This is a genomic window from Pseudomonas sp. LB-090624 (genome assembly GCF_003205205.1).
Classification (GTDB): domain Bacteria; phylum Pseudomonadota; class Gammaproteobacteria; order Pseudomonadales; family Pseudomonadaceae; genus Aquipseudomonas.
This window is the reverse complement of the sequence record NZ_QJRL01000036.1, coordinates 26,755-45,825: the sequence shown is the minus strand read 5'-3', so window position 1 is coordinate 45,825 and position 19,071 is coordinate 26,755. Positions and strand designations below refer to the sequence as shown.

Annotated in this window: 20 protein-coding genes; all 20 read left to right on the top strand. The window is 63.5% G+C overall.

Features of this window, described 5'->3' with window-relative positions:
* The first annotated feature begins 526 nt into the window (after positions 1-526).
* Positions 527-1,744, top strand: a complete 1,218-nt coding sequence (locus DMX11_RS23095) for a PAS domain-containing sensor histidine kinase (RefSeq protein ID WP_110747238.1) — start codon at positions 527-529, stop codon at positions 1,742-1,744.
* Complete coding sequence (locus tag DMX11_RS23090; protein ID WP_110747236.1) at positions 1,744-3,099, top strand: sigma-54 dependent transcriptional regulator; 1,356 nt, start codon at positions 1,744-1,746, stop codon at positions 3,097-3,099. Before DMX11_RS23095 ends, DMX11_RS23090 begins: the two co-directional genes overlap by 1 nt.
* A gap of 177 nt (positions 3,100-3,276) precedes the next feature.
* On the top strand, positions 3,277-3,609 hold the full coding sequence (fliE, locus tag DMX11_RS23085; protein ID WP_003254438.1) for a flagellar hook-basal body complex protein FliE: 333 nt from the start codon (positions 3,277-3,279) through the stop codon (positions 3,607-3,609).
* 15 nt (positions 3,610-3,624) lie between these two features.
* Positions 3,625-5,403 (top strand): flagellar basal-body MS-ring/collar protein FliF, encoded by a 1,779-nt coding sequence (gene fliF, locus DMX11_RS23080; protein WP_110747234.1) that lies wholly within the window; start codon positions 3,625-3,627, stop codon positions 5,401-5,403.
* Positions 5,396-6,415, top strand: a complete 1,020-nt coding sequence (fliG, locus tag DMX11_RS23075; RefSeq protein WP_013973604.1) for a flagellar motor switch protein FliG — start codon at positions 5,396-5,398, stop codon at positions 6,413-6,415. Before fliF ends, fliG begins: the two co-directional genes overlap by 8 nt.
* Before the next feature lie 186 nt (positions 6,416-6,601).
* On the top strand, positions 6,602-7,390 hold the full coding sequence (gene fliH, locus DMX11_RS23070) for a flagellar assembly protein FliH (RefSeq protein ID WP_110747232.1): 789 nt from the start codon (positions 6,602-6,604) through the stop codon (positions 7,388-7,390).
* A complete protein-coding gene (gene fliI, locus DMX11_RS23065) occupies positions 7,380-8,735 on the top strand; it encodes a flagellar protein export ATPase FliI (protein WP_110747230.1) in 1,356 nt (451 codons plus the stop codon). The genes fliH and fliI overlap by 11 nt, the downstream gene beginning before the upstream one ends.
* Positions 8,736-8,741: 6 nt before the next feature.
* Complete coding sequence (gene fliJ, locus DMX11_RS23060; RefSeq protein WP_110747228.1) at positions 8,742-9,194, top strand: flagellar export protein FliJ; 453 nt, start codon at positions 8,742-8,744, stop codon at positions 9,192-9,194.
* A gap of 354 nt (positions 9,195-9,548) precedes the next feature.
* Positions 9,549-9,857, top strand: coding sequence for an STAS domain-containing protein (locus DMX11_RS23055; protein ID WP_110747226.1), 309 nt, complete (start codon positions 9,549-9,551; stop codon positions 9,855-9,857).
* Positions 9,858-9,865: 8 nt separating this feature from the next.
* The gene (locus tag DMX11_RS23050) at positions 9,866-11,557 is read left to right on the top strand and encodes a fused response regulator/phosphatase (RefSeq protein ID WP_110747224.1); all 1,692 of its coding nucleotides are present in this window, start codon (positions 9,866-9,868) and stop codon (positions 11,555-11,557) included.
* Positions 11,558-11,605: 48 nt separating this feature from the next.
* A complete protein-coding gene (locus DMX11_RS23045) occupies positions 11,606-11,953 on the top strand; it encodes an Hpt domain-containing protein (protein WP_110747222.1) in 348 nt (115 codons plus the stop codon).
* A 65-nt stretch (positions 11,954-12,018) separates the two neighbouring features.
* Positions 12,019-13,266, top strand: a complete 1,248-nt coding sequence (locus tag DMX11_RS23040; protein ID WP_110747220.1) for a flagellar hook-length control protein FliK — start codon at positions 12,019-12,021, stop codon at positions 13,264-13,266.
* A 357-nt stretch (positions 13,267-13,623) separates the two neighbouring features.
* Complete coding sequence (gene fliL, locus DMX11_RS23035; protein ID WP_110747218.1) at positions 13,624-14,121, top strand: flagellar basal body-associated protein FliL; 498 nt, start codon at positions 13,624-13,626, stop codon at positions 14,119-14,121.
* 9 nt (positions 14,122-14,130) lie between these two features.
* On the top strand, positions 14,131-15,099 hold the full coding sequence (gene fliM, locus DMX11_RS23030; RefSeq protein ID WP_012273501.1) for a flagellar motor switch protein FliM: 969 nt from the start codon (positions 14,131-14,133) through the stop codon (positions 15,097-15,099).
* A 47-nt stretch (positions 15,100-15,146) separates the two neighbouring features.
* The gene (gene fliN, locus DMX11_RS23025; RefSeq protein WP_110747242.1) at positions 15,147-15,614 is read left to right on the top strand and encodes a flagellar motor switch protein FliN; all 468 of its coding nucleotides are present in this window, start codon (positions 15,147-15,149) and stop codon (positions 15,612-15,614) included.
* Between the two features lie 12 nt (positions 15,615-15,626).
* Complete coding sequence (fliO, locus tag DMX11_RS23020) at positions 15,627-16,064, top strand: flagellar biosynthetic protein FliO (RefSeq protein WP_177410783.1); 438 nt, start codon at positions 15,627-15,629, stop codon at positions 16,062-16,064.
* Complete coding sequence (fliP, locus tag DMX11_RS23015) at positions 16,061-16,816, top strand: flagellar type III secretion system pore protein FliP (RefSeq protein WP_060514507.1); 756 nt, start codon at positions 16,061-16,063, stop codon at positions 16,814-16,816. The genes fliO and fliP overlap by 4 nt, the downstream gene beginning before the upstream one ends.
* A 21-nt stretch (positions 16,817-16,837) precedes the next feature.
* Positions 16,838-17,107, top strand: coding sequence for a flagellar biosynthesis protein FliQ (gene fliQ / locus DMX11_RS23010; protein ID WP_110747214.1), 270 nt, complete (start codon positions 16,838-16,840; stop codon positions 17,105-17,107).
* Positions 17,108-17,114: 7 nt separating this feature from the next.
* Complete coding sequence (fliR, locus tag DMX11_RS23005; protein WP_110747212.1) at positions 17,115-17,891, top strand: flagellar biosynthetic protein FliR; 777 nt, start codon at positions 17,115-17,117, stop codon at positions 17,889-17,891.
* Positions 17,892-17,893: 2 nt separating this feature from the next.
* The gene (gene flhB / locus DMX11_RS23000; RefSeq protein ID WP_110747210.1) at positions 17,894-19,036 is read left to right on the top strand and encodes a flagellar biosynthesis protein FlhB; all 1,143 of its coding nucleotides are present in this window, start codon (positions 17,894-17,896) and stop codon (positions 19,034-19,036) included.
* Positions 19,037-19,071 lie beyond the last annotated feature (35 nt).

Genomic DNA, 19,071 nt, shown 5'->3' with positions numbered 1-19,071 from the left:
CTCCTACGTTTGTTTCGGGCCAATTATTCCTGGGGGATTTGCGCGCGAACGCCTGGGTGCATGACTCGATATCGCGCAGTACAAACAAGGCGGTCGCGCGCGCCTGTCACAGGCGTAACTGGCCCGAAACAAACGTAGGAGCGAGCGCAGCTCGCGATGCGCCGCGCGGGCGGCGCTCGATCTCCCCGGCGCAACAAAACTCACGGCGAACCCTTCTCCGTCTTGACCCAATCCCACGGCGAACCCTTCTCCGTCTTGGCCCAATCCCACGGCGAACCCTTCTCCGTCTTTACCCAATCCCACGGCGAACCCTTCTCCGTCTTGGCCCAATCCCACGGCGAACCCTTCTCCGTCTTGACCCAATCCCACGGCGAACCCTTCTCCGTCTTGACCCAATCCCACGGCGAACCCTTCTCCGTCTTGACCCAATCCCACGGCGAACCCAAATCCCTATCTCCGGCACGGCTATTGCTACACCGCTGGCACCATACCGTTTTTATGACGGTCAGCCACGCGAGAGAGCACGATGCCCCAGGCCGCCCACCTATCCCGAGCCCCTGATCAGCAGGGGCATACCCCGGTCGAGCAGGACAGCCGTCAGGGTATCGAGCACGCCTTCGCCCTGTTCAACCAGGTGTCCAGCCAGCTGAGCCAGTCCTACAGCCTGCTTGAAGCCCGGGTCAGTGAACTCAAGGGCGAGCTGGCCGTGGTCAGCGCCCAGCGCATCGATGAGCTCAGCGAAAAGGAGCGCCTGGCCAACCGCCTGCAAAACCTGCTGGACCTGTTGCCTGGCGGCGTGATTGTGATCGATGGCCAAGGCCTGGTGCGCGAAGCCAACCCGGCTGCCTGCGAACTGCTCGGCGAGCCGCTGATCGGTGAGCTTTGGCGCCAGGTGATTACCCGCAGCTTTGCGCCGCGCAAGGATGACGGCCATGAAGTCTCACTGCGCGATGGTCGCCGCCTGTCGATCGCCACCCGCTCGCTGGATGCCGAACCCGGCCAACTGGTGCTGCTCAACGACCTGACTGAAACCCGTCGCCTGCAGGGCCAACTGGCGCGCCACGAGCGCCTGTCATCATTGGGCCGCATGGTCGCTTCGCTGGCGCATCAGATCCGTACGCCGTTGTCGGCCGCCATGCTCTACGCCAGCCACCTGGCCGACAGCGAGCAACAGCTGAGCGCAGAAACCCGCCAACGTTTTGCTGGCACCCTGAAGGAGCGCCTGCATGAACTGGAGCATCAGGTGCGTGACATGCTGGTGTTCGCCCGTGGTGAATTGCCGCTGGGTGATCGGGTTACCCCGAAAGCCTTGTTCCAGGCCCTGCAGCAGGCAGCGCAGGCACATGTGCAAGGGCATGCCGTGCGCTGGCAGTGCGACAGCCACCTGGGTGAACTGCTGTGCAACCGCGACACCCTTGTCGGCGCCTTGCTCAACCTGATCGAGAATGCCCTGCAAGCCAGCGATGGCTCGGCGCGCTTGAAAGTGCACCTGTTCCGCCGCGAGCGCACCTTGCACCTGTGCGTGAGTGATGCTGGTAGCGGTATCGACGCCGAGTTGTTGGCGCGCCTGGGCGAGCCGTTCCTGACCACCAAGGCCACGGGCACCGGCCTGGGGCTGGCGGTGGTCCAGGCTGTGGTGCGTGCGCACCAAGGCGTGATCAGCCTGCGTTCGAAAATCGGTCGAGGCACTTGCGTGCGGGTGGAGTTGCCGCTGATCGACGGGCAGCTGGCGGAGGGCGCGTAATGGCAATCAATGTGCTGTTGGTCGAGGACGACCGGGTGCTGCGCCAGGCGCTGGGCGACACCCTGGAAATCGGCGGCTTTGCCTACCGGGCCGTTGGCTCCGCCGAAGAAGCGCTGGAGGCGGTGCAGGATGACACCTTCAGCCTGGTGGTCAGTGATGTGAACATGCCCGGTATGGACGGGCACCAGTTGCTCAGCCAGCTGCGCCGCCAGCAACCACAGCTGCCAGTGCTGTTGATGACTGCGCACGCCGCCGTCGAGCGTGCGGTCGAGGCCATGCGCCAGGGCGCTGCCGATTACCTGGTCAAGCCGTTCGAGCCCAAGGCGCTGCTCAGCCTCGTCGAGCGGCATGCCGCCGGGCGGGTGACGGGTGAAGAGGGTCCAGTAGCCTTTGAGCCAGCCAGCCGACAGTTGCTGGAGCTGGCCGCGCGGGTAGCGCGCAGTGATTCGACCGTGCTGATTTCCGGGGAGTCCGGTACCGGCAAGGAAGTGCTGGCGCGGTACATTCATCAGCAGTCGCCACGGGCCGCGCAGCCATTCGTGGCGATCAACTGCGCGGCGATCCCCGACAACATGCTCGAAGCCACCCTGTTCGGCCACGAGAAGGGCGCGTTCACCGGCGCCATCGCTGCCCAGGCTGGCAAGTTCGAGCAGGCCGAGGGCGGGACCTTGCTGCTGGACGAAATCTCGGAAATGCCCATGGCCCTGCAGGCCAAGCTCCTGCGTGTGCTGCAGGAGCGCGAAGTGGAGCGGGTAGGTGGGCGCAAGCCGATCAGCCTGGATATCCGCGTGCTGGCGACCACCAACCGTGACTTGGCCGGTGAGGTGGCGGCCGGCCGTTTTCGTGAAGACCTGTACTACCGCCTGTCGGTGTTCCCATTGGCCTTGCAACCGCTGCGTGAGCGCCCGGGTGACATTCTGCAACTGGCCGAGCGCTTGCTGGCGCGCCATGTGGCCAAGATGAAGCACGCCCCGGTGCGCCTGTCGCCGCAGGCGCGGGCCTGCCTGCAAGCCTATGCCTGGCCGGGTAACGTCCGCGAGTTGGACAACGCCCTGCAGCGGGCGCTGATCCTGCAGCAGGGTGGGGTGATCGAGGCGGCGGATTTTTGTCTGGCAGGTGCCATTCCATTGTCAGCTGGCATCGAGCCATCACCTGAAGTGGCCGCCGAAGCGGGTGGGCTGGGCGATGACATGCGTCGCCATGAGTACCAGATGATCATCGACACCCTGCGTGCCGAGCGGGGGCGCCGCAAGGAGGCGGCGGAGCGCCTGGGCATCAGCCCACGCACCCTGCGTTACAAACTGGCGCAGATGCGCGATGCCGGGTTCGACGTCGAGGCCAGCCTTTTCGGCTGAGTGCTCGGCATCGCATCTTCAGCGCCTGTGGCCAACACCTGCCAGCCCTGATGCGCTCCCGCAGGGAGCGTGTAATGCCACACGCTTTAGTTGCCAAGGCTGGCACCTTTGTTGCTTTACGTAGGCTATCCGCCGCATGCGTGTCAAAAAAATGCGGCCGCAGGAGAGAGAAGGGTCATGAGCCAAGGTGTTGAATTCAATCGTCTGATGTTGGACATGCGGGCCATGCAGGCCGATGCCATGTCGTTGCCAAAGGTTACCGCGGCGCCCGAACTGGCGCCGGGGCAAAGTACCTTTGCCGACATGCTCGGCCAGGCCATTGGCAAGGTGCATGAAACCCAGCAGGCCTCGACCCAGCTGGCCAACGCCTTTGAAATCGGCAAGAGCGGCGTCGACCTGACCGACGTGATGATCGCTTCGCAAAAGGCCAGCGTGTCGATGCAGGCCATGACCCAGGTACGCAACAAGCTGGTCCAGGCGTACCAGGACATCATGCAGATGCCGGTTTGAGGGCGGACGTGAACCATGGCTGAAGCAGTCGTCGAAAACGCCCCCGCCAAGGCTGGTACGCCAGCGGCCAAGCCGCCGCTGTTCGGCATGGCGTTTCTGGAAAACATCGCGCGGATGCCCATGCTGCGGCAGATCGGCCTCATGGTCGGCCTGGCGGCCAGCGTGGCGATCGGCTTTGCCGTAGTGCTGTGGTCGCAACAACCCGATTATCGTCCGCTGTACGGCAGCTTGTCGGGCATGGACACCAAGCAGGTCATGGATACCCTGGCCGCTGCCGATATTCCCTACAATGTAGAGCCCAATTCTGGCGCCCTGCTGGTCAAGGCCGACGACCTCTCCCGTGCGCGCCTGAAACTGGCTGCCGCCGGGGTGGCGCCCAGCGACGGCAATGTCGGCTTCGAACTGCTCGACAAGGAGCAGGGCCTGGGCACTAGCCAGTTCATGGAAGCCACCCGCTACCGCCGCAGCCTGGAAGGCGAGCTGGCGCGCACAGTGTCCAGCCTGAACAACGTCAAGGCCGCACGTGTGCACCTGGCCATTCCGAAAAGCTCGGTGTTCGTGCGGGATGAACGCAAGCCAAGCGCCTCGGTACTGGTCGAGCTGTACCCGGGGCGCGCTTTGGAAGCCGGGCAGGTAATGGCCATCGTCAACCTGGTCGCCACCAGTGTGCCGGAACTGGACAAGTCCCAGGTCACCGTGGTCGACCAGAAGGGCAACCTGCTGTCCGAGCAGTTGCAGGATTCCGCCTTGACCGAGGCCGGCAAGCAGTATGACTACAGCCGACGCATGGAAAGCATGCTCACCCAGCGTGTGCGCAACATCCTGCAACCGGTGCTGGGCAATGACCGCTACAAGGCTGAAGTGTCCGCCGAGCTTGACTTCAGCGCGGTCGAGTCCACCGCCGAACAGTTCAACCCCGACCAGCCAGCACTGCGCAGCGAGCAGTCGGTTGATGAGCAGCGTGCCAGCAGCCAGGGCCCGCAGGGCGTGCCCGGCGCATTGAGCAATCAGCCGCCCGGGGCTGCCTCGGCACCGCAGACCACCGGTGGCGCCGCCACCCCGGCTGCGGCCATTCAGCCTGGCCAACCGCTGGTGGATGCCAACGGCCAGCAGATCATGGACCCGGCCACCGGCCAGCCGATGCTTGCGCCGTATCCGTCAGATAAACGTCAGCAAAGCACCAAGAACTTCGAGCTGGACCGCTCCATCAGCCATACCCGCCAGCAACAAGGGCGCATGACCCGCCTGTCGGTTGCCGTAGTGGTGGACGACCAGGTCAAGATCGACCCGGCTACCGGCGACACCACCCGGGCGCCGTGGGGCGCCGAAGACCTGGCGCGGTTCACCCGTCTGGTGCAGGACGCCGTTGGCTTCGATGCCAGCCGTGGCGACAGCGTGACGGTGATCAACGTGCCATTCGCCGTCGACCGGGGCGAGGAAATTGCCGATATCGCCTTCTACCAGCAGCCGTGGTTCTGGGACATCGTCAAACAGGTGCTGGGCGTAGTGTTCATCCTGGTGCTGGTGTTCGGTGTACTGCGGCCGGTGCTGAACAACATCACAGGGGGCGGCAAGCAGGCTGCCTCGGATAGCGACATGGAGCTGGGCGGCATGATGGGTCTGGATGGCGAACTGGCCAACGACCGCGTCAGCCTGGGTGGCCCGACAAGCATTCTGCTGCCTAGCCCGACCGAGGGTTACGAGGCACAGCTCAACGCAATCAAAGGCCTGGTGGCCGAAGACCCGGGCCGCGTTGCCCAGGTCGTGAAAGAGTGGATCAACGCCGATGAGTGATAACCGAGCCGTTACCGCCAAGCTGAGCCGCGTCGACAAAGCGGCGATCCTCTTGCTGTCGCTGGGCGAGACCGATGCCGCCCAGGTGCTGCGCCACATGGGCCCCAAGGAAGTGCAGCGGGTGGGTGTGGCCATGGCGCAGATGGGCAATGTGCACCGTGACCAGGTCGAACAGGTGATGAGCGAGTTCGTCGAGATCGTCGGCGACCAGACCAGCCTGGGCGTGGGTTCCGACGCGTATATCCGCAAAATGCTTAACCAGGCCTTGGGCGAGGACAAGGCCAACGGCCTGGTCGACCGGATCCTGCTGGGTGGCAACACCAGCGGCCTGGACAGCCTGAAGTGGATGGAGCCGCGCGCCGTGGCCGACGTGATCCGCTACGAGCACCCACAGATCCAGGCCATCGTGGTCGCCTACCTCGACCCGGACCAGGCCGGTGAAGTGCTGAGCAACTTCGACCACAAGGTCCGCCTGGACATCGTTCTGCGCGTCTCCTCGCTGAACACGGTGCAGCCGGCTGCATTGAAAGAGCTGAACCAGATCCTCGAGAAGCAGTTCTCGGGCAACTCCAACGCAGCGCGTACCACCCTGGGTGGCATCAAGCGGGCGGCCGACATCATGAACTTCCTCGACAGCTCGGTGGAAGGCGCACTGATGGACGCGATCCGCGAAATCGACAGCGACCTGTCGGAGCAGATCGAAGACCTGATGTTCGTCTTCAACAACCTGGCCGACGTCGACGACCGTGGCATTCAGGCGCTGTTGCGCGAAGTGTCGTCCGATGTGCTGGTGGTGTCGCTCAAGGGCGCCGACGAGCGGGTCAAGGACAAGATCTTCAAGAACATGTCCAAGCGGGCCTCGGAGCTGCTGCGCGACGACCTGGAGGCCAAGGGGCCGGTGCGGGTCAGCGACGTCGAGACGGCGCAGAAGGAAATCCTCACCATCGCCCGGCGCATGGCCGAGGCCGGCGAGATCGTGCTCGGCGGCAAGGGCGCCGAGGAAATGATCTGATCTTGTAACGGCGGCAAACCCGCCGTTGACCCTGTGGCAGCGGGCTTGCCCGCGAAGCAGGCGCTGCGGTGGATCGCACGGGCGTTGCCCGTGTTCGCGAGCAAGCCTGCTCCCACAGCGTGCGCGCCAGTTCAATCTTTTTGAGCGAGTGAGCATTGGCTGAACATGGATTGAGTACCTGAAAACATGTCCACCAAAGAACATCACCCCAGTGACCTGATCCGCGCCCGCGACCTCGAGGGCGTGGACGTGTGGACGCTGCCCAGCTTCGACCCGGAACCCGAGCCTGAGCCAGAGCCGGAGCCCGAGGTCATTGCGGAAGAAGTAGAGGAAGTGCCGCTGGAAGAAGTCCAGCCGCTGACCTTGGAAGAACTCGAAGCCATTCGGCAGGAAGCCTACAACGAGGGTTTCGCCACTGGTGAGCGCGAGGGCTTCCACAGCATCCAGCTCAAGGTCCGCCAGGAGGCCGAAGAGGCGCTGAAGGGCAAGCTGTCCAGCCTCGAGCGGCTGATGGCCAACCTGATGGAGCCGATCGCCGAGCAGGACACGCAGATCGAGAAGACCGTCGTCCACCTGGTGGCGCACATGACCCGTCAGGTCATCGGCCGTGAACTGCGCAGCGATTCCAGCCAGATCACCCAGGTGCTGCGCGAGGCGCTCAAGCTGCTGCCGATGGGGGCGGACAATATCCGCATCCACCTCAACCCGCAGGATTTCGAGCTGGTCAAGGCCCTGCGCGAACGCCACGAGGAAAACTGGCGGCTGCTCGAAGACAGCGCGCTGCTGCCGGGGGGCTGCCGCATCGAAACCGCCCACAGTCGCATCGACGCGACCATGGAAACCCGTATCGAGAAGGCCGTGGCACAGCTGTTCGACCAGTTGCACGACCATTCCCTGCACCCGGCGGCTCCCGACATGTCGGTAAACCTGGACGCCCCGGTCGAGCCTGCCATGGACAACCCTGATGCGCCTTGACCGCACCAGTTTCGGCAAGCGCCTGGGCAGCTACGCCGCGGCCATCGAGTTGCCAGCGCGCCCCATCCTGGAGGGCCGCCTGTTGCGCATGGTCGGCCTTACCCTGGAGGCCGAAGGCCTGCGCGCCGCCGTCGGCAGCCGTTGCCTGGTCATCAACGACGACAGTTACCACCCGGTGCAGGTCGAAGCCGAAGTCATGGGCTTTGCCGGCCCCAAGGTGTTCCTCATGCCGGTTGGCAGCATTGTCGGCATCGCCCCGGGCGCTCGCGTGGTGCCCCTGGACGACGGCGGCCGCCTGCCCATGGGCATGAGTATGCTCGGCCGGGTGCTCGACGGTGCTGGCCGCGCGCTGGACGGCAAGGGCGGGATGAAGGCCGAGGATTGGGTGCCGATGGACGGCCCGCTGATCAACCCGCTCAACCGCGACCCCATCAGCAAGCCGCTGGATGTCGGTATTCGCAGCATCAACGGCCTGCTCACTGTCGGCCGTGGCCAGCGCCTGGGCCTGTTCGCCGGTACCGGCGTGGGTAAGTCGGTGTTGCTGGGCATGATGACGCGCTTTACCGAAGCCGAGATCATCGTGGTCGGCCTGATTGGTGAACGGGGCCGCGAAGTGAAGGAGTTCATCGAGCACATCCTTGGCGAGGAGGGGCTCAAGCGCTCGGTGGTGGTCGCGTCGCCTGCCGACGATGCGCCGCTGATGCGCCTGCGCGCCGCCATGTACTGCACGCGCATTGCCGAGTACTTCCGCGATAAAGGCAAGAACGTGCTGTTGCTGATGGACTCGCTGACCCGTTTCGCCCAGGCCCAGCGGGAAATTGCCCTGGCCATCGGCGAGCCGCCGGCCACCCGCGGTTACCCGCCGTCAGTGTTCGCCAAGCTGCCCAAGCTGGTGGAGCGAGCTGGTAACGCCGAGCCGGGTGGCGGCTCTATTACGGCCTTCTACACCGTATTGTCGGAAGGTGACGACCAGCAGGACCCGATCGCCGACGCGGCACGGGGCGTGCTCGACGGCCACTTCGTGCTGTCGCGGCGGCTGGCTGAGGAAGGCCATTATCCGGCCATCGATATTGAAGCGTCGATCAGCCGTGTGATGCCGCAGGTGGTGGACGCCGACCACTTGCGCCAGGCGCAGAAATTCAAGCAGTTGTGGTCGCGCCTGTCGCAAAGCCGCGACCTGATCAGTGTAGGTGCCTACGTGGCGGGCGGTGACCCGGAAACCGACCTGGCCATTGCCCTGCAATCGAAGCTGGTGGCGTTTCTGCGTCAGGGCCTGCATGAGAATGTGGGTATGGCGCAAAGCCGCGAAGAGCTGGGGGCGATCTTCACGCCCCCGGCAGGCTGATAGCCCATGGCGCTGCCCGGACGCGCCGCGCGCCTGGCGCCGGTGGTGGATATGGCCGAGGAGGCCGAGCGCAAGGCGGCCCAGCGCCTTGGCCATTTCCAGCAGCAGGTGGCCACAGCTCAGGCCAAGCTGGCCGAGCTGGAGCGCTTCCGCGAGGATTACCAGTTGCAGTGGATCAACCGTGGCGGGCAGGGGGTCAATGGCAGCTGGCTGGTCAATTACCAGCGTTTTCTGGGGCAGCTGGAAACGGCCATGACCCAGCAACGGCAAAGCCTGGTCTGGCACCAGAACAACCTCAACAATGCCCGCGGCACCTGGCAGCAGGCCTATGCCAGGGTGGAGGGTTTGCGCAAGCTGGTGCAGCGCTATCTGGATGAAGCCCGACGGGCCGAAGACAAGCGTGAGCAGCGGTTGCTGGATGAGCTTTCCCAGCGGTTGCCGCGGCAGAGCCATTTGTAGCGGTTCGTCGCTGGTCTTGCAGCGCTTGTGAGATCGAGCGCCGCCCGCGCGGCGCATCGCGAGCTGCGCTCGCTCCTACGTTTTTTTCGGGCCAGTATCCCTGTGGCAGATGCGCGCGACCGCTTTGTTTGTACCACGCGGTATCGCGCCATGCGCCAAGGGGTTCGCGCGCAATTCCCCCAGGAATAATTGGCCCGAAACAAAGGTAGGAGCGAGCGCAGCTCGCGATGCGCCGCGCGGGCGGCGCTCGATCCCACGGACACCGCAGGCCGCACGGCGAACACTTGCCACCCCCACCATCGCCTGCTAAACCTTAAAGGAGTTGCATCCGCCATCATCGAAGGAATCGCTAGCATGGCAGTCGAGACTGATTTTTCGCAGGACGGGAAAAAGCTGACAATCAAGATCAAGGGGCGCTTCGATTTCGGCAAGCATCAGGAGTTTCGCGACGCTTACGAACGCCAGACCAGCCGGCCAGATTCGGTTGTTGTCGACCTGAGGGACACTACTTACCTGGACAGTTCTGCGCTCGGCATGTTGCTGCTGCTGCGCGACCACGCGGGCGGCGACGAGTCGGATGTGCGGGTGGTGCATGCCAGCTCCGACGTGCGCAAGATCCTCGCCATCTCCAATTTCGAAAAACTCTTCGATATCAGCAGTTGAGCGCCGACATGCCGGCCGAACAGGCTTTGACCGTGCTAGTCGCCGAAGACGGTGCCGCCGACCGCCTGCTGCTGGCGCAGATCGTGCGCCGCCAGGGGCACGAGGTATTCACCGCTGAAAACGGTGAACAGGCGGTGGCGCTGTTCGTTGAGCGGCGCCCGCAGCTGGTGCTGCTTGACGCGCTGATGCCAGTGATGGACGGTTTCGAGGCGGCGCGGCAGATCAAGGCCCTGGCCGGCGAGGCGCTGGTGCCGATCATTTTCCTCACCTCGCTCAACGAGGAGCAGGGCCTGGTACGCTGCCTGGAGGCCGGCGGTGATGATTTCATGGCCAAGCCCTACAGCGCGGTGATTCTCGCCGCCAAGATCCGCGCCATGGACCGCCTGCGCCGGTTGCAGGCCACCGTGCTGGAGCAGCGCGACCAGATCACCCGGCACCATCACCATCTGCTGAACGAGCAGCGGGTGGCCAAGGCGGTTTTCGACAAGGTCGCCCACTCCGGTTGCCTGTCGGCGCCGAATATCCGCTACCTGCAATCGCCCTACGCGCTGTTCAATGGCGACCTGATGCTGGCGGCGTTTACTCCGGCCGGCGACATGCGCGTGCTGCTCGGCGATTTTACCGGCCATGGCTTGCCGGCGGCGGTCGGTGCCATGCCACTGGCCGAGGTGTTCTACGGCATGACCGCCAAGGGCTACGGCATGGCGCAGATCCTGCGCGAGATGAACGCCAAGCTCAAGCGCATCCTGCCGGTGGACATGTTCTGCTGTGCGCTGCTGCTCAACCTCAGCATGCAGCGTGGGTCGGTGGAGGTGTGGAACGGCGGCATGCCCGATGGCTACCGCCTGTCAGTAGAGGGCCAGGTACTGTCGGTGCTGGAGTCGCGGCACTTGCCGCTGGGCATTCTTGCCGCCGAGCGCTTTGATGACAGTACCGAGGTGTTGCCGCTGGCGGCAGGTGAGCGCCTGTTGCTGTTGTCGGATGGGGTACTCGATACCGCCGACGACGAGGATCGCCTGTTCGGCGTGCAGCGCCTGCGTACCGTGTTGGCCGATAACCGTGAGCCGGCGCGGTTGTTCGATGAGCTGATGCAGGCCCTGGAGCGTTTTGGCGGGCGCCCTCGCGACGATATCAGCTTGTGTGACATCCGCATGTTCAGCGCCGAAGAACGGGTCCCGGTGCCGATGATCTACGCTGATAGCGGCCGCTCCAGTCCATTGGATTGGTCGTTGGGTTTCGAGGTCCGGGGCGAGAGCCTGAAACGCTTCAATCCGGTGCCGTACCTGGTGCAGTTGTTGCAGGAAATTCACGGCCTGCGCGCGCGTACAGGCAACCTGCACAGCGTGCTCAGCGAGTTGTATTCCAACGCGCTGGAGCATGGCGTGCTCGGCCTGGATTCGCAGCTGAAAAGCGATGTGCAGGGCTTTGCCAACTATTATCAGGAGCGCGCCCGGCGCCTGGGCGCGCTGACCGATGGTTTTGTAAGCATCAGTTTCAAGGTTGAACCCCATGGCGACGGCGGGCGTCTGAAAATCGAGGTTCGCGACAGTGGTGCCGGCTTCGATGTGCAGCAGGTAATGGCGCGGCCTGCGCGAGATCAGGGGTTGAGCGGTCGTGGTCTGAACCTGGTGCAGCGGCTGGCCAGCGATGCGCGCTGGAGTGAAGGCGGGCGCTGCGCACATGTGGAGTTCGTCTGGTGAGCCAGCGGCCGGGTCGGGCATAATCTGGCTTGATCAAGGAGTGAGCAAGTGACTGACATGCATATTGACCACAAGGTACTTCGTGACCTGCGTGAGGTCATGGAAGATGGCTACCTGCAGTTGGTGCAGACTTTTCTGGACGACTCCGAACGGCGCCTAGGGCAGTTGCATGCGGCGAAAAGCGCCGAAGAACTGGGCGCGGCTGCTCACAGTTTCAAGGGCAGCAGCAGTAACATGGGGGCGGTTGCCCTCGCTGCGCTCTGCCAGCAGTTGGAAGAAACTGCCCGGCGGCCCCCGTTGTATGGCATCGAAGACCTCATCACCCGCATTGATGAAGAGTTCGCCGAAGTACAGCGCTTCTACCGCGATGAGCAACTGCGTATTTCTGCAGGCTGAGTTGGCGCGAGTCTTGCGTGTCTTTGCCCGGATAATTTTATTGTTTCTGGCGCGGAGACCGCTCGATGCCTGTCGCACCCAACCCTTTATTGCAAGCCAGCGCCGCCGCCAGCACATCGCGTTCGGCCGCCGTACAGGCGGACAAACCGCTGCAGGCAGTGGGCGAAAAGGGCGACGGCTTTGGTCAGGTGATGGCCCGGCAGGGCCGCGACAAGCCGGTAAGTCAGGAGGACAAGGTCGCCCAGGCCAAGCCAAAGGACAAGCCTGATGCGGCGGCGGGCGGCAAGAAAGACCCCGCCGACAAACCCGCCGTTGCCGATGACGGCAACAAATTGCCAGCCCAAGAGGCGGCCCAGGCTGATACTGGCTTGCGGGATGCCAGCCTGGTGGCCGGCCAGGTCACCGATGCCCAGCCGGGTGCGCAGCTGATCCAGGCTCAGGCCGAGGCGGTGGCGCCGGTGCTGCAGGCCGCCACCGCGCAAATCCAGGAGGAGCCGCCTGCCGAAGAGGCTTTCGACCCAGATGCCGATCCCTTGGCCAATTTGCCGACCTTGCGCCTGGCGCTGGAGCATACCGCTCAGGCCAAAGGTAACACCTCTGCACATGCCCTTGATCCCTCGCAGGCCCAGGGTAAGGATGGGCAGGTGGCCGTCAATACCTTGGCGAATCTGGTCGAGAATGCCGAGGGCGAAAGCGGTGAACCGGGTGGCAAGGCCTTTGGCGCCTTGCTCGAAGATGGCTTGAAGGACACCAAGAGCGCCAGCAGTGACACCCGCGTCGACGATTTCGCCAACCGCCTGGCCAGCCTGACCCAGGCGGTCACGGCCAAGACCGCCAACGCTGTGCCGGCCAACGCCAGCCCGCTGCACCAGCCGTTGCCGATGAACCAGAACGCTTGGGCCGAGGGACTGGTCAACCGGGTCATGTACCTCTCCAGCCAGAACCTCAAGTCTGCGGATATTCAACTGGAGCCGGCCGAGCTTGGCCGCCTGGACATTCGCGTCAATGTCGCGGCGGACCAGGCCACTCAGGTCACCTTCATCAGTGGTCACGCCGGTGTGCGTGATGCCCTCGACAGCCAGGTGCACCGTCTGCGCGAGCTGTTCGTCCAACAGGGGCTGGCGCAGCCAGATGTCAACGTGGCTGACCAGTCGCGTGGGCAGCAACAGCAGCAGGGGCAGGCGCAGGGCAGCAACTTGTCCGGGGTCGCGGCGCGACAGGCGGAACAGGGTGGGGTCGAGGTGGTTGATAGCGGCCGGCCTTTGGAGCAGCAGGTGGTTGTCGGCGACAGTGCGGTCGATTATTACGCCTGATGTCTGGTGCTTGGCTTGGTTTTTGTGGGGGCAGTGAGATCGAGCGCCGCCCGCGCGGCGCATCGCGAGCTGCGCTCGCTCCTACGTTTGTTTCGGGCCAATGTTTTCTGTGGGATTTGCGCGCGTACGCCTTGGCGCATGGCGCGATATCGCGTCGTACAAACAAGGCGGTCGCGCGCGTCTGCCACAGGGATACTGGCCCGAAACAAATGTAGGAGCGAGCGCAGCTCGCGATGCGCCGCGCGGGCGGCGCTCGATCTCACCGCCGTAAAAATCCCTCAAGCCGAATTCTGGCATAACACTTGCTCAAGCCAAGCCATTCTCCCTTGAACTCCCGATGGACGACGGATTATTGGCATGGCGAAGAGCGAAGCAGTCAAAGACCCCGCCACTAAAGGCAAACTCAAGCTGATCATCCTGGCCGTAGTGGGCCTGCTGCTGGCGATCGGCCTTTCGGTGGGCGCTACCTGGTTCATCATGCACAAGAGCGAGCCGGCACCGGCCGCTGAAGCCGCGGCCAGCAACGTCAAGCCTGCGGCGATCTACGAGGCCCTCACCCCGGCCTTCGTGGTCAACTTCAACCAGAACGGCCGCCAGCGCTACATGCAGCTGAGCATCACCATGCAGGCGCGTAACCAGGCTGATCTGGATGCACTGAAGGTGCACATGCCGGTCATCCGCAACAACTTGGTGATGATGTTTTCCGGGCAAGGCTTCGACACCCTCGCCAGCAGCCCGGTCGGGCAGGAGATGCTGCGTCAGAAGGCTACCGCAGTGGTCCAGGAAGTGGCGCAGAAGGAAGTCGGCAAGCCGGTCATCGACCAGTTGCTGTTCACCAATTTCGTATTGCAGTAGGAGTCCGCAATGGCCGTACAGGACCTGCTGTCCCAGGATGAAATCGATGCCCTGTTGCACGGCGTCGACGACGGGCTGGTGCAGACCGAGAGTGCATCCGAGCCTGGCAGTATCAAAAGCTACGACCTGACCAGCCAGGACCGTATCGTGCGGGGTCGCATGCCGACCCTGGAAATGATCAACGAGCGCTTCGCCCGTTATACCCGCATCAGCATGTTCAACCTGCTGCGCCGCTCGGCCGACGTCGCTGTGGGTGGCGTGCAGGTAATGAAATTCGGCGAATACGTGCATTCGCTGTACGTGCCCACCAGTCTCAACCTGGTCAAGATCAAGCCGCTGCGCGGCACATCGCTGTTCATCCTCGACGCCAAGCTGGTGTTCAAACTGGTGGACAACTTCTTTGGCGGCGATGGCCGCCACGCCAAGATTGAAGGCCGCGAGTTCACCCCGACCGAACTGCGCGTGGTGCGCATGGTGCTGGACCAGTGTTTCGTCGACCTCAAGGAAGCCTGGCAGGCGATCATGCCGGTCACCTTCGAGTACATGAACTCGGAGGTCAACCCGGCCATGGCCAACATCGTTGGCCCCAGCGAAGCCGTTGTGGTGTCCACCTTCCACATCGAACTGGACGGCGGCGGCGGTGACCTGCACGTGACCATGCCGTACTCGATGATCGAGCCGGTGCGGGAAATGCTCGATGCCGGTTTCCAGTCCGACCTGGACGACCAGGACGAGCGCTGGGTCAAGGCACTGCGCGAGGACGTGCTGGACGTGGCCGTGCCAATGACTGCCACCGTCGCCCGGCGTCAGCTGAAGCTGCGTGACATCCTGCACATGCAGCCCGGCGATGTGATCCCGGTAGAGCTGCCCGAGCACCTGGTGCTGCGTGCCAACGGGGTGCCGGCGTTCAAGGCGCGGCTGGGTTCGCACAAGGGCAACCTGGCCCTGCAGATCATCGACCCGATCGAACGCCGCTGACGGCGTGCCGGTCGCTCATAACGAATTGAATGCCTGTCGAGGAAACCATGGCTAACGAAAACGAGATCACCTCCCCAGAAGACCAGGCGCTGGCCGACGAGTGGGCTGCAGCGCTGGAGGAAACCGGTGCCGCCGGCCAGGCCGACATCGATGCACTGCTGGGTGGTGACGCCGGCAGCAACAGCGGCCCCGGCCGCCTGCCGATGGAAGAGTTCGCCAGTTCGCCGAAGCCGAACGAAAACGTCAGCCTCGAAGGCCCGAACCTGGATGTGATTCTGGATATCCCGGTGAACATTTCCATGGAAGTGGGCAGCACCGAGATCAACATCCGCAACCTGTTGCAGCTCAACCAGGGCTCGGTGATCGAGCTCGACCGCCTGGCCGGCGAGCCGCTCGACGTGCTGGTAAACGGCACGCTGATCGCTCATGGCGAAGTGGTCGTGGTCAACGAGAAGTTCGGCATCCGCCTGACCGACGTGATCAGCCCCAGCGAACGTATCAAGAAGCTGCGCTGAGTGAAGGGCACGATGCGCGCCATTGCGGCACTCGCGGCGCTGTTCGCCAGCCACGCCTGTCTGGCCGCTGCCACGCCGGCAGTTAGCCCGGCGGCTACGCCTGGCAGTCTGGGTGGGCAACTGGCACAGATGGTTTTCGGCCTGCTGCTGGTGGTCGGCCTGATCTTCTTCCTGGCCTGGTTGTTGCGGCGCCTGCAGAGCACGGCGGTGAAAGGCGGGCAGGTGATCGAGATCGTCGGCAGTCGCGCCATCGGCCCGCGTGACCGCCTGCTGCTGGTGCAGGTGGGCAAGGAGCAGATCCTGATCGGCCATACCCCTGGCAGCATCGAGGCGTTGCATGTGCTGGCCGAGCCGGTGCAGGTGACGGAAAGCGCCCGTCAGGCGACGCCGGAGTTCGCCCAGCGGCTGCTGGAACTGATGGGCCAGACCCCTAAGGACCACAAGCGATGAGTGGCGCGCTGCGTACGTTGTTGACTCTGGCGTTGCTGCTGGCGGCGCCATTGGCCCTGGCCGCCGACCCGCTGTCGATCCCGGCCATTACCCTGTCCAACACGGCGGACGGGCAGCAGGAATATTCGGTCAGCCTGCAAATACTGCTGATCATGACGGCGCTGAGCTTCATTCCGGCGTTCGTCATCCTGATGACCAGCTTCACCCGAATCATCATCGTCTTCTCCATCCTGCGTCAGGCCCTGGGGTTGCAGCAGACGCCGTCAAACCAGCTGCTGACCGGCATGGCGCTGTTCCTTACCATGTTCATCATGGCCCCGGTGTTCGACCGGGTGAACCAGGACGCGCTGCAACCCTACCTGAAAGAGCAGATGACCGCCCAGCAGGCCATCGACAAAGCCCAGGGTCCGCTCAAGGACTTCATGTTGGCGCAAACCCGGCAGAGCGACCTCGACTTGTTCATGCGCCTGTCCAAGCGCACCGACATCGCCGGGCCCGATCAGGTGCCGCTGACGATCCTGGTGCCGGCGTTCGTCACTTCGGAGCTCAAGACCGCGTTCCAGATCGGGTTCATGATCTTCATCCCGTTCCTGATCATCGACATGGTGGTGGCCAGTGTGCTGATGGCCATGGGTATGATGATGCTGTCGCCGCTGATCATCTCGCTGCCGTTCAAGATCATGCTGTTCGTGCTGGTCGATGGCTGGGCGCTGATCATGGGTACACTGGCCAGCAGTTTCGGCGGCGTCTGACGCCGTCAAGGAGAGCCGCCGATGACACCTGAAGTAGCTGTAGACCTGTTCCGCGACGCCCTGTGGCTGACCACCCTGCTGGTGGCCGTGCTGGTGGTGCCAAGCCTGTTGGTGGGTTTAATGGTGGCAATGTTCCAGGCGGCCACGCAGATCAACGAACAGACCCTGAGCTTTCTGCCGCGCCTGCTGGTGATGCTGATCACGCTGATCATTGCCGGGCCGTGGCTGGTGCAAAAGTTCATGGAGTACATCACCACCCTCTACACCAACATCCCGCAGCTCATAGGTTGATGCGGCGATGCTGGAGCTGACCGACACGCAGATCGGCACTTGGGTCGCCACGTTCATCCTGCCGTTGTTCAGGGTGACGGCGGTGCTGATGACCATGCCGATCTTCGGTACCCGCATGTTGCCGGCGCGGGTGCGCCTGTACCTCGCGTTGGCGATTACCGTGGTGATCGTGCCGGCACTGCCGCCACTCCCTGAATTCGACCCGCTGAGTGTGCGTGGCCTGCTGCTGTGCGCCGAGCAGATCATCGTGGGTGCGCTGTTCGGCCTGTCGCTGCAGCTGCTGTTTCAGGCCTTCGTGGTTGCTGGCCAGATCGTCGCTGTGCAGATGGGGATGGCGTTCGCCTCGATGGTCGATCCCGCCAACGGGGTCAACGTCACGGTGATCAGTCAGTTCATGACCATGTTGGTGAGCGTGCTGTTCCTGTTGATGAACGGCCACCTGGTGGTGTTCGAGGTACTGACCGAGAGCTTTACCACCCTGCCGGTGGGGAGTGCGCTGGTGGTCAACCATTTCTGGGAGTTGGCCGGGCGCATGGGCTGGGTGTTCGGCGCCGGGCTTTTGCTGATCTTGCCGGTGATCGCTGCGCTGCTGGTGGTAAACATCGCCTTTGGCGTGATGACCCGCGCGGCGCCGCAGTTGAATATCTTCTCGATCGGTTTTCCGCTGACTCTGGTCATGGGCATGGCCATTTTCTGGGTCGGCCTGGCCGATATCCTTTCCCACTACCAGGCATTGGCCAGTGAAGCGCTGCAATGGTTGCGTGAATTGGCAAGGGCGCGCTGAGCATGGCGGAAAGCGAGAGCGGTCAGGACAAGACAGAAGAACCCACCGAAAAGCGTAAGCGCACTGCCCGCGAGAAGGGCGAGATCGCGCGCTCCAAAGAGTTGAATACCGTGGCGGTGACGCTGGCTGGCGCGGGTGGCTTGCTGGCCTTCGGCGGGCATCTGGCTGAGACCCTGCTGGCCATGATGCACATGAATTTCAGCCTGACGCGCGACATCATCGTCGATGAGCGCGCGATGGCGGCCTTTCTTCTGGCGTCGGGCAAGATGGCCATCTGGGCGGTACAGCCGATCCTGATCCTGTTGTTCGTGATCGCCTTTGTCGCCCCCATCGCTCTGGGCGGCTTCCTGTTTTCCGGCAGCCTGCTGCAGCCGAAATTCAGCCGTATGAACCCGCTGTCGGGGATCAAGCGCATGTTCTCGATGAGCGCCTTGACCGAGTTGTTGAAGGCGCTCGCCAAGTTTTTCGTGATTCTGGTAGTGGCGGTAGTGGTGCTGGTCAACGACCGCCAAGCGTTGCTCTCCATTGCCAACGAGCCTCTGGACCAAGCGATCATTCACAGTGTTCAGGTGGTTGGCTGGAGTGCGCTATGGATGGCGGCAGGGTTATTGCTGATTGCTGCGGCGGATGTGCCATTCCAGCTTTGGCAAGCGCACAACAAGCTCAAGATGACGAAGCAGGAGGTGCGTGACGAATACAAGGACACCGAAGGCAAACCCGAGGTCAAACAGCGTATTCGCCAGCTGCAGCGCGAGGCGTCACAGCGGCGCATGATGGCGGCGGTACCTGATGCAGACGTGATCATCACCAACCCGACCCACTATGCGGTGGCCTTGCAGTATGACCCGGAGAAGGGCGGGGTGGCGCCACTGCTGCTGGCCAAGGGGACCGACTTCATTGCCTTGAAGATCCGCGAGATTGGCGTGGAGCACAAGGTCCAGATTCTCGAGTCGCCAGCGCTGGCGCGGGCGATCTATTACTCCACCGAAATTGAGCAGGAAATCCCTGCTGGCTTGTACCTGGCGGTGGCCCAGGTGTTGGCGTACGTGTTCCAGATTCGCCAATACCGATCCGGCAAGGGCAAGCGCCCAGAGCCGCTGAAAGACGACCTGCCGATCCCGCCGGACCTGCGTCGCGATAGTTGATTTGGCCGCTGACAGGCACCAGAAAACCAACGGCG